The sequence below is a fragment of the Ramlibacter lithotrophicus genome (genome assembly GCF_012184415.1).
Taxonomy (GTDB): Bacteria; Pseudomonadota; Gammaproteobacteria; order Burkholderiales; family Burkholderiaceae_C; genus Ramlibacter; species Ramlibacter lithotrophicus.
In genome coordinates this window covers 92,983-106,099 of record NZ_VTOX01000013.1, presented here as the reverse complement: position 1 = coordinate 106,099, position 13,117 = coordinate 92,983, and the positions used below count along the sequence as shown (strand labels likewise).

Below are 13,117 nucleotides of genomic sequence, written 5' to 3'. Positions count from 1 at the left end.
CGCTACATTTGCGAAAGCCGTCCGGCACCCGCCGGGCGGCTTTTCCTCATGAGGCCGCCATGCACTGCTTCACCCTGACCGAGCAGGACCACATCGCCCACCTGGTCCTGAACCGCCCCGAAGCCCTGAACACCATGAATCCGGCGTTCTGGCGCGAACTCGACGCGGTGCTCACGCGCCTGCACGAGGAGGGCACGGCGCGGGCACTGGTGATCTCCTCAACCGGCAAGCACTTCAGCGCCGGGATGGCGCTGGAGACCTTCGGCGGCGACATCGCCATGGACGACGCGTCCCCCGAGGGGCGCAGCGCCGTGTTCGACCTGCTCACCGACATGCAGGCGACGTTCACGAAGCTCGAGACGCTGCGCATCCCGGTGGTCGCCGCGATCCACGGCGGCTGCATCGGCGGCGCGGTGGACATGGTAACGGCCTGCTGCATCCGCTACGCCGCGGCGGACGCTTTCTTCTGCATCCAGGAGATCAACATCGGCATGGTGGCCGACGTCGGCACGCTGCAGCGCCTGCCCAAGCTGGTGCCGCTGGGCATCGTCAAGGAGCTCGCGTACACGGGCCGGCGCCTGCCCGCCGCGCGGGCGCTCGCCTGCGGCCTGGTCAACGAAGTGTTCGACTCGCAGCAGGCGGCACTCGCAGCGGCGCTGCAGTGCGCCCGCGAAATCGCCGCCAAGCCGCCGGTGGCCGTGTGGGGCACCAAGCAGGCGATCCACTATGCGCGCGACCACTCCGTCGACGACTCGCTGCGCCAGATGGGCTGGATCCAGGGCGCGATCTGGAGCAACCGGCACGTGCGCGAGGCCGTGCAGGCGGGCAAGGAAAAGCGCCCCGCGGCCTTCCCCGCCCTCGCTCCGCTGCGCTCGTTCCGCGACGCCGGTTAGGGAAGCTCTGAACAAATCCCGCCGTGCGCGACGGTGCTTTTCCGGGATGAGATGGTAGGCGCGAGACCCAAGGCAAGCCTGGACGGCTTGCCTGGTCTCGTAACACCCCAGGTCGCCCGGAAAAGCGCCGTCCCGGAGGGCTCGGACGAAAACCGGCCCTTTGCCCACCAAATTCCCGGCCGGTGCGTCCAGCACCGGCCAGGAATTTGGCGGACAAATCATCCACTTTTCGTCTCGAGCGCGCGCGACGCGATTTGTTCAGAGCTTCCCTGAGCCGCCGCGCGGTCACTGCCGCGCGGTGCGGACGTTCGGCGGAATGGCCCCCGGGTGGCTGGTGCGGAAGGGATTGATGTCCAGGCCGCCGCGCCGCGTGTAGCGCGCGTACACCGACAGCTTGACCGGCCGGCAGCGCTGGCGGATGTCCATGAAGATGCGCTCCACGCACTGCTCGTGGAACTCGTTGTGGTTCCGGTAGCTCACCAGGTAGCGCAAGAGGCCGCCCTGGTCGATCTGGGGCCCGCTGTAGCGGATCTGCACGCTGCCCCAGTCCGGCTGGCCGGTCACCAGGCAATTGCTCTTCAGGAGGTTGCTGACCAGCACTTCCTGCACCGGCTGCTCGTCGAACGCGGCGGTGAGCAGCTCCGGCGCGGGCGTGTACTGCGTGCACTCGATGTCCAGCCGGTCGAGGCCGAGGCCGTCCAGCTCGTGCACCTGCTCCTGGTCGAACTGCTCGGGCAACAGCAGGCGCACGCCGACCGAGGACTGACGCCCGGCGCCGCGCCACGCCGCTTCGCTCACGTCGGCACGAATGCGATCGCGCACCTCGTCGGCCGAGCCGAAGGGCGTGTTGCTGAAGCTGTTGAGGTACAGCTTGAACGACTTGCTCTCGACGATGTTGGGCGTCTCGCAAGGCACGGTGACATGGGCGATCGCCACCTGCGGCTTGCCGCGCGGCGTGAGCCAGCTCAGCTCGTAGGCGGTCCACAGATCGGCGCCGAAGAACGGCGGCTCGCCCGCGATGCCCAGCTCCGCGCGCTTGGGCGCGCGCGAAATCGGGAAGAGCAGCGCGGGGTCGTAGCGGTCGACGCATGGCGCCGGCTTGCCCAGCTGCGATTGTTCCGGCGTGTTGGTCATGGCAGCAAGGCTTTCTTCAGGTGCGGCAGCAACGCCACCTTCAGACGAAGGGCCGCTCGCGCAGCCACTTGGTCGCGATCCACTTCTCGCCGGCGCCTACCGGCGTGCCGCCGTGCAAGGTCTTCGTGGAGGGATGCGGGCGCTCGTAACTGAAGAAGACGGCATTGCCGCGCTTGGGCGCCACTTCGAGGTGGACGTCCGGGAACACGGTGCCGCCGCCCTTCTCCGGCTCGCCCAGGTACATGACCAGCGTGCCGACGCGCTGGCCCCCGCGCTTGAGGATGGTGGGGGTGCCCGGCTGGTCCGGGTCGAAATAGTCGTAGTGCGGCTTGTACTCGGCGCCAGGACCGTACTGCAGGATCTGCAGGCCCTCGCCGTGATCCACCGGCCAGTTCACCAGGCGCGCGATCCGCGCCTCGATGCGCCGCACCAGCTCGTTCTCGCCGCGCTGGAAGAACATGCCGTTGCTCGTGCGGTCCTGGTTGACCTCCTCGCCGCCGGTCTGCGTCTGCACGGTCAGCGAGCGCGCCAGCCGGGGCCTGGCCAGCGCGATCAGTTCCTCGCATTCCACGTCCGAGAGCAGGCTGCCGAAGACGACGATGCGCGGCATCGCCATCGCCTGCAGCACGTGCACGCGCCGGTCGCCGGCATCGATGTAGAGCGGCGACTCGTCGAGGTCCGGATCGGGCACGTCCAGCGCCGGCGGCAGCCCCTGCCGCACCGCCTGCTGGTCCAGGTGGCCGCGCAAGGTGGCCTCCATGGCCTCCACGGCCACGTCCTCCTGCCAGCCGGCCGCCAGCATGGCCTTGAGGACGGCGTCGGCGCCGTGGCCGGCCTGCGCCTGCTCCACGATCCATTGCCGCAGCTGCGGCGTCACTTTCTGTGTTGTCGTACTCATTGTTCTCCCTGGGGCAGGCCTGCGACGAGCCGGTGGCGTTCAGGCGGGGCTTGCCCTGCGCCTGAAGACCAGCCGGTCGACGGCAGAAACGCCGGCGTCGAACGAATAACCATCGAGATCGAAATCGCGCAGCGCCGCCGGCGTGTCCAGCCGGTTGGCCACGGCATACCGGGCCATCAGCCCGCGGGCGCGCTTGGCCGAAAAGCTCACGATCTTCCAGCCGCTCCCCCGCCATTCCTCGAAGACGCAGTCGACCATCCGTGCCTTGAGCGCGCCGCGATCCACCGCTTTCGAGTATTCCTGCGACGCGAGGTTCACCACGACGGGCGTCTTCTGCGCCGCCACGTCCCGGTTCAGGGCTTCGGCAATTTGCGTGCCCCAGAACTGGTACAGGTTGCGGGCAGCGCCCACCTGCAGGGACGTCCCCATCTCCAGCCGGTACGGCTGGATCCGGTCCAGTGGCCGCAACAGCCCGTACAGGCCGCTCAGGATCCGCAGGTGGTCCTGCGCCCAGGCGAGGTCGTCGGGCGACAGGGAGCGGGCGGCCAGGCCCTCGTAGACGTCGCCGTTGAAGGCGAGGATGGCCTGGCGGGAGTTCCCGGCGGTGAAGCGGGGCGACCACGCCTGGTAGCGCGCCACGTTCAGGCCGGCCAGGCTGTCCGACAGCGACATCAGGCCCGCCACCCGGGCCGGCGTGAATTCGCGCAGGACGGCGATCAGCTCCTGCGACCGGCCGACGAAGGCCGGGCGGGTATGGGGGAGCGGGGGCAGCGGAGATTCGTAATCCAGCGTCTTCGCCGGCGACAGCAGGAACAACATGGCGACGGGCCCTCAGGTGCGCCAGCCGCCGCTGCCCGCCCACTGGGTGGCCGCCGCGGCGCACACCAGCGCGGCATAGGTGGCCATCTTTCCGTCGACCCCGAAATACCACAGGCCGAGGGCCAGCACGGCGACGCCGACCGCGGCATTGAGGGCCAGCTGGACCCACCACGCCAGCGGCCGCCGTGGCCGCCGCAGCAGGAAGGGGCCGGCCAGCACCAGGAGCGCGGCCAGGGCGAAAGCCGGCGCGGCGAAGCTCAGCAGGTGGAGAAGGGCGTCGATCGGACCCATGTCGGGGGAATTGAGAAAACGCAAGTGCTTGAAATTCCGCGGAATTTTATAATCCGCGCCATGGCTGTCTGGGCGCTCGGCATCAACCACACCACGGCTCCGCTGGATTTGCGGGGCCGCTTCGCCTATGCCATCGACCAGGTGGAGCCCACGCTCAAGGCCTTGCGCGACGCGCTCGCGCGCAAGCCCGAGGCCGCGATCCTCTCCACCTGCAACCGCACCGAGATCTATTGCGCCGGCGAGCACGGCGACATCGACCATACCCTGGACTGGCTGGCGCATTCCGGCGGCGTCTCGCCGGCGCTGCTGCGTTCCCATTCCTACGCGCTGCGCGACGGCCAGGCCGCCCGGCACGCGTTCCGGGTGGCCAGCGGGCTCGACTCCATGGTGCTGGGCGAGCCCCAGATCCTGGGCCAGATGAAGGACGCCGTGCGCGCCGCCGAACAGGCGGGGGCGCTCGGCACCACCCTGAACCAGCTGTTCCAGCGCTCCTTCGCGGTCGCGAAGGAAGTGCGCACTTCCACCGAAATCGGTGCCCATTCCATCAGCATGGCGGCCGCCGCCGTGCGCCTGGCCGGCCAGCTGTTCGAGGACCTCGGCCAGATCAAGGTGCTGTTCGTCGGCGCCGGCGAGATGGTCGAACTGGCGGCCACCCATTTCGCGGCCCGCAATCCCAAGGGCATCGCCATCGCCAACCGGACGCTGGAGCGCGGGGAGAAGCTGGCGACGCGCTTCGGCGGCGAGGTGATGCGGCTGGCCGACCTGCCGTCGCGCCTGCACGAATTCGACGCCGTGATCAGCTGCACGGCCAGCACCTTGCCGATCATCGGCCTGGGCGCCGTGGAGCGCGCCCTCAAGTCGCGCAAGCACCGGCCGATGTTCATGGTCGACCTGGCGGTGCCACGCGACATCGAGCCCGAGGTCAGGGAGCTCGAGGACGTCTACCTGTACACCGTCGACGACCTCGCCGGCGTGGTGCAGACCGGCCAGGCCAACCGCCAGGCGGCGGTGGCGCAGGCCGAAGCCATCATCGACGCCGGCGTCCAGAGCTTCCTGCACTGGATGGACAAGCGCGGCACCGTGCCGCTGATCCAGCAGCTCAATGCCCAGGCCGACGAATGGCGCGCGCTCGAACTGGCGCGGGCCCGCAAGGCGATCGCCAAGGGCGAGGACGTCGAAGCCGTGCTCGAGGCCATGTCCAGGGGTCTCACCCAGAAGATGCTGCACGGCGCACTGGCCGAGCTGCACGCCGGCGACGCCGCCGCGCGCGAACGCGCCACCGCGGCGATCCAGCACTTCTTCCTGCGCAAAGAGCGTTAGCGACGCGGACCTCGGCGCTCCTCTGCCTGCTTTCAACGCAGAGGACGCAAAGGACGCATGGGGCGCAGAGAATTCGATTCAAGGATTCTTGCTCCGCGCCCTCCGCGTTGAAGAAGACGGCCCGCTTTCTCCCTCCCCGCCAGACAGGCACCCTGTGAAGCAATTCCTCCGCCAGCAACTCGAACGCTATCCGGTCCGGCTCAACGAGCTGGACTTCTTCCTGCAGCAGCCGGAGGTGGTGCAGGACATGGAGCGCTTTCGCGCCCTCACGCGCGAACACGCCGAGGTGAGCGAGGTCGCGAACCTGTACCTTCGCTACCGGCAGCGCGAAGGCGACCTGGCGCAGGCCCGCGAGATGCAGGACGACCCCGAGATGGCCGGCATGGCGGCCGAGGAGATCGCCGCGCTGGAATCCGAATTGCCGCAACTGGAGGAACAGTTGCAGCGGCTGCTGCTGCCCAAGGACCCGGACGACGTGCGCAACACCTTCCTGGAAATCCGCGCCGGCACCGGCGGCGACGAATCGGCGCTGTTCGCCGGCGACCTGCTGCGCATGTACACCCGCTACGCCGAGCGCCAGGGCTGGCGCTGCGAGCTGGTGAGCGAAAGCGCGGGCGAGGTCGGCGGCTACAAGGAGGTGGTGGTTCGCGTCGTCGGCGAAGGCAGCTACGGCAAGCTCAAGTTCGAGTCGGGCGGCCATCGCGTGCAGCGGGTACCGGCGACCGAGACGCAAGGCCGCATCCACACCAGCGCCTGCACCGTCGCGGCGCTGGCGGAGCCCGACGAAGCGCAGGCGGTGCAGATCAATCCCGCCGACCTGCGCATCGACACCTACCGCGCCAGCGGCGCCGGCGGCCAGCACGTCAACAAGACCGATTCGGCGGTGCGGATCACGCACATCCCCACCGGCATCGTCGCCGAGTGCCAGGACGACCGGTCGCAGCACCGCAACAAGGCCAAGGCGATGCAGGTGCTCGCGGCTCGCATCAAGGAAAAGGAACGCTCGGAGCGTGCCGCCAGGGAAGCCGCCACCCGCAAGGGCCTCATCGGCAGCGGCGACCGGAGCGACCGCATCCGCACCTACAACTTCCCGCAGGGCCGCGTGACGGACCACCGGATCAACCTGACGCTGTACAAGCTGCAGTTCGTGATGGAAGGCGAGCTCGACGAGATGGTCGAGGGCCTGCTGCTGGCGCGCAAGGCCGAACAGCTGCAGGAACTGGAGAACAGCCTGCCGGGGGGCGGCGCGTGACGCTGGCGCAGGCGCTGGCGGCCGCCGCGCACCTGGGCCTGGAGCGCCTCGATGCGCAGCTGCTGCTGTTGCAGGCGCTGGGCCGCCCGGCCGGCGACCGGGCCTGGCTGCTCGCGCACGACGGCGACGCGCTGGACGACGCGCAGCAGCGGCAGTTCACGCTGCTGTGCGCGCGCCGCGCGGCGGGCGAGCCGCTCGCCTACCTCGCCGGTCGCAAGGAATTCTTCGGGCTGGACCTCATGGTGGATGCACGCGTGCTGGTGCCGCGGCCCGACACGGAGACGCTGGTCGAATGGGCCCTCGAGGTGCTGGCGACCAGGCCTTCGCCGCGGGTGATCGATCTCGGCACCGGCAGCGGGGCGATCGCGCTGGCCATCAAGAGCCGGCGGCCGGATGCCAGGATGCTGGCGACGGACCGCAGTCACGATGCGCTGAAGGTGGCGACCGCCAATGCGCAGGCCCTGGGGCTGGCGGTGGAGTTCCGGCCCGCCGCCTGGCTGGAGGGCATAGCCGAGCGCTTCGACCTGATCGTCAGCAACCCGCCGTATGTCGCCACGGACGATCCGCACCTGGGGGCGCTGTCGCACGAGCCGCCGAACGCGCTGGTCGCCGGCCCCGACGGGCTCGACGACCTGCGAACCATCATCGGACAAGCCCCTGCCCGGCTGCGGCCTTCCGGCTGGCTGCTCGTCGAGCACGGCTACGATCAGGCAGCCGCCGTCCGCGAGCTCATGGCGAGTGCGGGTTTTTCCCAGGTTGCGAGCCGCCGCGATCTCGGCGGCATCGAGCGCTGCTCGGGCGGGTGCCGCCTTGAACTGGGATAATCGCTACATGTTTCCCCCGCCCTGCGGGCTTCAAGAGGAGTTTCTGATATGAGTGATGCTCAGCAACGGATCGAAGAACTGGTCAAGGGCAACGACGTCCTGCTGTTCATGAAGGGCGACGCGAATTTCCCGATGTGCGGGTTCTCCGGCCGCGCCGTGCAGATCCTGAAGGCGTGCGGGGTGGACCCGAAGAACGTGAAGACGGTGAACGTGCTGGACGACGACGAGATCCGCCAGGGCATCAAGGACTACAGCAACTGGCCCACCATTCCGCAGCTGTACGTCAAGGGCGAGTTCATCGGCGGCTCGGACATCATGATGGAGATGTACCAGAGCGGCGAGTTGCAGCAGGTGCTCGGCACCGGCAGCCAGGCCTCCTGAGCCGTCCCTGCCGCTGGTGTCGGCAATTGCTGACATCACCTCGCGACTGCGGCTGCACTCGATTGCACTCTGGCACGGCTTATGCTGGAATCAAAACCAGGCCAGCCGGAAGGAGTGATCGATGGAAACACGCAGTCTCGTTCCCCATCAGTCCGCAGCGTTCACGCTGCCCGTCGCCAGCGTGCGCAGCGTCTTCCGTCCGCACGACGTCGAGCGCAAACTGGCGAAGCTCCCCAACCGCGATCACGAGAACCTGCGCACCACCTACGAGCGCATGCTGGAGCGCGGGCCGGAGCGCTTCCAGGTCAAGCCGAGCGGACTGCCCGACATGGCGTCGCTTTACGAGCAGTTGCCCAACTTCGCCGACGCGCTCAACGACGTGAAGCGGCACGTGGCGCTGTCCCAGGACAGCCGCGACGGCCTGGAGGTGACGCCGATGCTGCTGCTCGGGCCGCCGGGGATCGGCAAGACCCACTTCGCCCGCAAGCTGGCCGAGCTGCTCGGCACCGGCATGAACCTCGTTCCGATGAGCTCCATGACGGCGGGCTGGCTGCTGTCGGGCGCCTCGTCGCAATGGAAAGGCGCCAAGCCGGGCAAGGTGTTCGAGGCGCTGGTCGAAGGCCAGTACGCCAACCCGGTGATCGTCGTCGACGAGATCGACAAGGCCGCGGCCGACGCGCAATACGATCCGCTGGGAGCGCTCTACGGGCTGCTGGAACACGACACGGCAGGCTGCTTCATGGACGAGTTCGCCGAGGTGGCGATCGACGCCAGCCAGGTGATCTGGATCATGACGGCCAACGACGAGCGCTGCATCCCGGAACCGATCCTCAACCGCATGAACGTGTTCGAGATCGAGCCGCCCTCGTTCGAAGCCGCGCGCCAGATCGCGCGCAACCTGTACCTGGCGATCCGCGCCGAGCATGGCTGGGGCGAGCGCTTCGTGCCCGAGCCGGCCGGCGACCTGCTGGACCAGCTCGCCGAGCTGGCGCCGCGCGACATGCGCCGCGCGCTGATGACCGGCTTCGGCAACGCCCGCCTGGAAAGCCGCGACCACATCGCAATCGACGACCTGCCCAAGGCGGCGACGTCGAAGACGAAACTGGGCTTCCTGCAGTGATCAGGCGCGGGCGAAGAAGGCCTGCGTGAGCCGCACCCAATAGGTCGAGCCCACCGGCAGCAGCGCGTCGTTGAAGTCGTAGTTCGGGTTGTGCAGCTCGCACGGCCCCATGCCGACGTAGCGACCCTCCCGGTGCTCGCCGTCCCCGTTGCCGAGGAACAGGTAGGTGCCCGGGACCTTCTCCAGGTAGAACGAGAAGTCCTCCGCGCCGCCGTGCTGCGGCGTGTCGCGGTCCACCTTGTCGGCGCCGAACACCTCCTCCGCCACCCTGGCAGCAAAATCCGTCGGCTCGTCCCAGTTCACCAGCGGCGGATAGGCGCGGTAGAACTGCAGCTCGCCGCTGCCGCCGTGCACCCGCGGCAGCGTCTCGGCCACGCGCCGCATGTTGTTCTCGATCTCGTCGAGCACCTCCGTGCTGAAGGTTCGCACCGTGCCGCGGATGACGGCCTCGCCGGGCAGCACGTTGTAGGCGTCGCCGGCATGGATCTGCGTGACGCTGAGCACGGCGACATCGATCGGGTTGCGATGGCGCGAGATCAGGGTCTGCAGCACGCCGATCATCTCGGCCGCGATGACGATGGTGTCCACCGCCTTGTGCGGCTGCGCCGCGTGGCCGCCGGTGCCGCGCACGATGATGTCGAAGCGGTTGCTCGAGGCCATGGTCGGCCCCTTGCGGAAGGCGAACTGGGCGGCCGGAAAGCCGGGCATGTTGTGCATGCCGTAGATCTCGTCGCAGGGAAATTTCTCGAACAGCCCGTCCTCGATCATCGCCCGCGCGCCGGCGTTGCCGCCCTCTTCCGCCGGCTGGAAGATGAAGTTCACGACGCCGTCGAATTCGCGGTGCGAGGACAGGTACTTTGCCGCGCCCAGCAGCATCGCCGTGTGCCCGTCGTGGCCGCAGCCGTGCATGCGGCCCTCGTGCTTCGAGGCGTGCGCGAAGCGGTTGTGCTCCGGCATCGGCAGCGCGTCCATGTCGGCGCGCAGGCCGATGGCGCGCGGCTTGCCGGTCCTGGCGGTGCGAGTGCCGCGCAGCACGCCTACCACGCCCGTCTTGCCCAGCCCGCGATGCACCTCGATGCCCCAGGAGGCAAGCCGCTCGGCCACGATTTCCGACGTGCGGTTCTCCTTGAAAGCGAGTTCCGGGTGCGCATGGATGTCGCGCCGCAGCGCGGTGAATTCTTCGTGGGTTCTTTCGATTTCGGCAATCAGGCTCATTCGGGGTCCTTCAAAGCTGGCTCTTCACGTAGCCGGCGATCTCGCCGGCTACCTCGGTCAGCGCGGCCTGCAGCACGCCGAAACCGGGGCTGCGCTCGCGGGTGTGTTCGTCCATGTACAGACCGCGGTGCAGTTCGATCTGCAGGCTGTGGCGGCGCTCGGCGGGGCGGCCGAGCCGGGCGATCAGCGCGACGCCCTTGAACGGGTCGTTGATGGCCACGGTGAAGCCGCGCGACCGCAGGGCGTCGGCGACCATCGCCGTGAACTCGGGCGCCGCGGTGGTGCCGTCACGGTCGCCCAGCACGAAGTCCGCCAGCGGATGATCGCTCTCGATCTGCAGGCCGGCATAGGAGTCGGCCGGCATCGAATGCAGATTCAGGTGCCACACGGCGCCGAAGCGCTCATACGCCGCCTCGATCTGCTCGCGCATGGCGGCGTGATACGGCGCGTGATAGCGGGCGATCCGCTGCTGCACCTCCTGCACGCCGAGCAGCCGGTCGTAGATCGGCTTGCGGCCGTCGGGCCCCGCTTCGCGCCAGATGAGACCGATGCCCAGCCTGGTCTTCTCGCTCGGACTCAGCGGCGTCGGCCACGCGTTGTCGAGCATCTGCGGATCGATGTCCTCGACGTCGCGGTTCGGGTCGACGTAGGCGCGGGGAAACTCGGCGGCCAGCAGGGTGGCGCCGACCGAAGGCAGCGCTTCCCACAGCACGTGGACGTCGGTGTCCTCGCCGGCGCGCAGTTGCTCGAACGGCAGGGCGTAGCCGAAATCCTCGGGGTACATCGTGCCGCTGTGGGGCGAGTCGCAGACGAGCGGGATCGCGTCGCCCTCGGGCAGGCGCAGCGTGTACGGCGGGAACGTGCCGGGCACGCTGGGGAGGACTCTGGCGGGACGGGTCATGCGGGCGTGGCGGGCTGCAGGTCGTTCAGGTGGCAGGCACTGGCGTGGCCGTCCGCCAGCGTCCTGAGCGCGGGCAGTTCGGCCGCGCAGCGTGGCATGGCGTGGGGACAGCGCGGATGGAAACTGCACCCGGTCGGCGGTCGCAGCGGAGAAGGCAACTCGCCCTTGATCGGCTGGTATGCGCGGCGCGTGGTCTCCAGCGTCGGCAGCTCCGCCAGCAGCGCCTGGGTGTAGGGATGATTGGGGCGGTTGAAGACGACGTCCGTGGGCGCGACCTCCACCACCCGCCCGAGGTACATGATGACCACGCGGTCGGAGACATGGCCGACCACGCCGAGGTTGTGGCTGATGAACAGATAGGTGAGGTCGAACTCGCGCCGCAATTCGAGGAACAGGTTGAGCACCTGCGCCTGGATCGAAACGTCGAGCGCCGCCACCGCTTCGTCGCAGACGATCAGCCGGGGCTTGAGGGCCAGGGCGCGGGCGATGCCGATGCGCTGGCGCTGTCCGCCCGAGAACTGGTGCGGATAGCGCTGGGCGTACTCGGGATCGAGCCCGACCTGGCGCATGAGGCCGGCCACGTACTCGGTCTTCTTCGCGGCGGGAACGATGCCGTGCACGACGGGCGCCTCGCCGATGATGTCCAGCACCCGCATGCGCGGATTGAGCGACGCCATCGGGTTCTGGAAGATCATCTGCACGCCCAGCGCGTACGCCCGGCGCTCGGGCGCCGTCATGTCCTGCAGGCGCTTGCCCTGGTAACTGACCTCGCCCTCGGTGGCCGGGCTGATGTCGGCGATGACCCGGCCGAGGGTGGACTTGCCGCAGCCGGATTCCCCGACGACGCCGATCACCTCGCCGGCGCGCACGTCCAGGTCGACGCCGGCCACGGCGTGGACGACCGCGGCGCGGTTGTTGGCGCCCAGCAGGTTGGCGATGCGCCCGGCGACGTCGACCGGTTGCACGAAGCGTTTCTCGATGCCGCGCAGCTGCAGCAGCGGCGTGGGCGTTGCAATCGTCACCGGGATCTCGGCCAGCTGTTGCATGCGGACGTTCCTTCAGGCCAGCGCGTGCCAGCAGCGCACGCTGCGCTCGTGCGGCAGCGCGGTCGGCTGCGGCACGACGAGGCAGGCGTCGGAGGCACGCGGGCAGCGGGGGCGGAACGCGCAACCCTGCGGCAGGTGCAACAGCGACGGCGTCATGCCGGGAATCTGCCGCAGCAGCGACCCGTGGGTGGCGCGCGTCGGAATGGAATCGATCAGTCCCTGGGTGTAGGGATGCGTCGGGCGCCGGATCACGTCGACCGTCGCGCCGCTCTCGACGATGCGCCCGGCATACATCACTGCGATCCGGTCGGCCAGGCCGGAGACCACGGCCAGGTCGTGCGTGATCCAGATGAGCGCGGTGCCGGTCTCGCGGCACAGTTTCTGCACTTCGAACAGGATCTGGGCCTGGATCGTCACGTCCAGCGCCGTCGTCGGCTCGTCGGCGACGATCAGGCGCGGCCGGTTCAGCAAGGCGATCGCGATCGCCACGCGCTGGCGCATGCCGCCGGACAGCTGGTGCGGATAGGCCAGTAGCCGCTCTTCGGGTGACGGGATGCCGACCATCGCGAGCGCCTCGCGCGAGCGCGCCAGCGCGGCGGCGGCGCCCACCTTCTCGTGCGCGAGGATCGCCTCCACCATCTGCGTGTCGACACGCAGCACCGGGTTGAGCGTCATCATCGGGTCCTGGAAGATCATCGAGATCTCCTTGCCCCGCAACTGCTGCAGCCGCTGCTCGCTCGCCCCGGCGAGTTCCTCGCCCAGATAGCGGATGGACCCGCCGACGATGCGCCCGGGTGGGTCGATCAGGCCGATCACGGAAAAGCCGGTGATGGTCTTGCCGGACCCTGATTCGCCGACCAGCCCGACGATCTCGCCGGAACGCACCTGCAGGTCGACGCCGTCCACGGCCTTGACGACGCCGCCATGGGTGAAGAAATGCGTCTGCAGGCCCTGCACGTCGAGCACCGTGGCATCCGGTTTCCCGGCCCGCGCGCCGGCGGAGAAATCGTGTCCGTCCATCGG

At 68.9% G+C, this 13,117-nt stretch carries 14 protein-coding genes; 6 read left to right on the top strand and 8 right to left on the bottom strand.

From position 1 onward, the window contains the following. Positions 1–59: 59 nt before the first annotated feature. The gene (locus tag RAMLITH_RS24435) at positions 60–893 is read left to right on the top strand and encodes an enoyl-CoA hydratase-related protein (protein ID WP_168110064.1); all 834 of its coding nucleotides are present in this window, start codon (positions 60–62) and stop codon (positions 891–893) included. 285 nt (positions 894–1,178) lie between these two features. On the opposite strand, the gene queF is transcribed toward RAMLITH_RS24435, so the two are convergent. Genes queF through RAMLITH_RS24415 form a run of 4 tightly spaced genes read right to left on the bottom strand, consistent with a single transcriptional unit; the run spans position 1,179 to position 4,035 of the window. Further along, on the bottom strand, positions 1,179–2,027 hold the full coding sequence (gene queF, locus RAMLITH_RS24430; protein WP_168110063.1) for an NADPH-dependent 7-cyano-7-deazaguanine reductase QueF: 849 nt from the start codon (positions 2,025–2,027) through the stop codon (positions 1,179–1,181). Between the two features lie 40 nt (positions 2,028–2,067). Then, positions 2,068–2,925, bottom strand: a complete 858-nt coding sequence (locus RAMLITH_RS24425) for a 2OG-Fe(II) oxygenase (protein ID WP_168110062.1) — start codon at positions 2,923–2,925, stop codon at positions 2,068–2,070. A 39-nt stretch (positions 2,926–2,964) separates the two neighbouring features. Then, a complete protein-coding gene (yaaA, locus tag RAMLITH_RS24420) occupies positions 2,965–3,744 on the bottom strand; it encodes a peroxide stress protein YaaA (RefSeq protein WP_168110061.1) in 780 nt (259 codons plus the stop codon). Between the two features lie 12 nt (positions 3,745–3,756). Beyond that, complete coding sequence (locus RAMLITH_RS24415; RefSeq protein WP_168110060.1) at positions 3,757–4,035, bottom strand: hypothetical protein; 279 nt, start codon at positions 4,033–4,035, stop codon at positions 3,757–3,759. 60 nt (positions 4,036–4,095) lie between these two features. Here RAMLITH_RS24415 and hemA point away from each other — a divergent pair, with 60 nt between their 5' ends. The 5 genes from hemA (at position 4,096) to RAMLITH_RS24390 (ending at position 8,932) form a co-directional block, all read left to right on the top strand. Next, the gene (gene hemA, locus RAMLITH_RS24410) at positions 4,096–5,355 is read left to right on the top strand and encodes a glutamyl-tRNA reductase (RefSeq protein ID WP_168110059.1); all 1,260 of its coding nucleotides are present in this window, start codon (positions 4,096–4,098) and stop codon (positions 5,353–5,355) included. A 154-nt stretch (positions 5,356–5,509) separates the two neighbouring features. After that, entirely contained in the window at positions 5,510–6,607 is a 1,098-nt protein-coding gene (gene prfA, locus RAMLITH_RS24405; protein ID WP_168110058.1) for a peptide chain release factor 1, read from the top strand. After that, positions 6,604–7,431: a peptide chain release factor N(5)-glutamine methyltransferase gene (gene prmC / locus RAMLITH_RS24400; protein ID WP_168110057.1), complete on the top strand. Its 828-nt coding sequence runs from the start codon at positions 6,604–6,606 to the stop codon at positions 7,429–7,431. Before prfA ends, prmC begins: the two co-directional genes overlap by 4 nt. 48 nt (positions 7,432–7,479) lie before the next feature. Beyond that, complete coding sequence (gene grxD, locus RAMLITH_RS24395) at positions 7,480–7,812, top strand: Grx4 family monothiol glutaredoxin (protein ID WP_168110056.1); 333 nt, start codon at positions 7,480–7,482, stop codon at positions 7,810–7,812. Positions 7,813–7,933: 121 nt separating this feature from the next. Then, positions 7,934–8,932 carry an AAA family ATPase gene (locus RAMLITH_RS24390; protein ID WP_168110055.1) on the top strand — a complete coding sequence of 333 codons (999 nt, stop codon included), beginning with the start codon at positions 7,934–7,936 and terminating at the stop codon, positions 8,930–8,932. Here the strand turns inward: RAMLITH_RS24390 and RAMLITH_RS24385 are convergent, their stop codons facing one another. From RAMLITH_RS24385 to RAMLITH_RS24370, 4 genes are read right to left on the bottom strand one after another with little or no spacing between them, the layout of a single operon-like run. After that, complete coding sequence (locus RAMLITH_RS24385; protein ID WP_168110054.1) at positions 8,933–10,147, bottom strand: M20 aminoacylase family protein; 1,215 nt, start codon at positions 10,145–10,147, stop codon at positions 8,933–8,935. Positions 10,148–10,157: 10 nt separating this feature from the next. After that, complete coding sequence (locus RAMLITH_RS24380) at positions 10,158–11,048, bottom strand: N-formylglutamate amidohydrolase (RefSeq protein WP_168110053.1); 891 nt, start codon at positions 11,046–11,048, stop codon at positions 10,158–10,160. Beyond that, a complete protein-coding gene (locus tag RAMLITH_RS24375) occupies positions 11,045–12,094 on the bottom strand; it encodes an ABC transporter ATP-binding protein (RefSeq protein ID WP_168110052.1) in 1,050 nt (349 codons plus the stop codon). Before RAMLITH_RS24375 ends, RAMLITH_RS24380 begins: the two co-directional genes overlap by 4 nt. Before the next feature lie 12 nt (positions 12,095–12,106). Continuing rightward, positions 12,107–13,114 (bottom strand): ABC transporter ATP-binding protein, encoded by a 1,008-nt coding sequence (locus RAMLITH_RS24370; RefSeq protein WP_168110051.1) that lies wholly within the window; start codon positions 13,112–13,114, stop codon positions 12,107–12,109. Between the last annotated feature and the right edge of the window lie 3 nt (positions 13,115–13,117).

Excerpts from the sequence above, each read along its gene's own strand:
- RAMLITH_RS24435 (WP_168110064.1), top strand. The coding sequence starts at position 60 with ATGCACTGCTTCACCCTGACCGAGCAGGACCACATCGCCCACCTGGTC.
- queF (WP_168110063.1), bottom strand. The coding sequence starts at position 2,027 with ATGACCAACACGCCGGAACAATCGCAGCTGGGCAAGCCGGCGCCATGC.
- RAMLITH_RS24425 (WP_168110062.1), bottom strand. The coding sequence starts at position 2,925 with ATGAGTACGACAACACAGAAAGTGACGCCGCAGCTGCGGCAATGGATC.
- yaaA (WP_168110061.1), bottom strand. The coding sequence starts at position 3,744 with ATGTTGTTCCTGCTGTCGCCGGCGAAGACGCTGGATTACGAATCTCCG.
- RAMLITH_RS24415 (WP_168110060.1), bottom strand. The coding sequence starts at position 4,035 with ATGGGTCCGATCGACGCCCTTCTCCACCTGCTGAGCTTCGCCGCGCCG.
- hemA (WP_168110059.1), top strand. The coding sequence starts at position 4,096 with ATGGCTGTCTGGGCGCTCGGCATCAACCACACCACGGCTCCGCTGGAT.
- grxD (WP_168110056.1), top strand. The coding sequence starts at position 7,480 with ATGAGTGATGCTCAGCAACGGATCGAAGAACTGGTCAAGGGCAACGAC.
- RAMLITH_RS24390 (WP_168110055.1), top strand. The coding sequence starts at position 7,934 with ATGGAAACACGCAGTCTCGTTCCCCATCAGTCCGCAGCGTTCACGCTG.
- RAMLITH_RS24385 (WP_168110054.1), bottom strand. The coding sequence starts at position 10,147 with ATGAGCCTGATTGCCGAAATCGAAAGAACCCACGAAGAATTCACCGCG.
- RAMLITH_RS24380 (WP_168110053.1), bottom strand. The coding sequence starts at position 11,048 with ATGACCCGTCCCGCCAGAGTCCTCCCCAGCGTGCCCGGCACGTTCCCG.
- RAMLITH_RS24375 (WP_168110052.1), bottom strand. The coding sequence starts at position 12,094 with ATGCAACAGCTGGCCGAGATCCCGGTGACGATTGCAACGCCCACGCCG.
- RAMLITH_RS24370 (WP_168110051.1), bottom strand. The coding sequence starts at position 13,114 with ATGGACGGACACGATTTCTCCGCCGGCGCGCGGGCCGGGAAACCGGAT.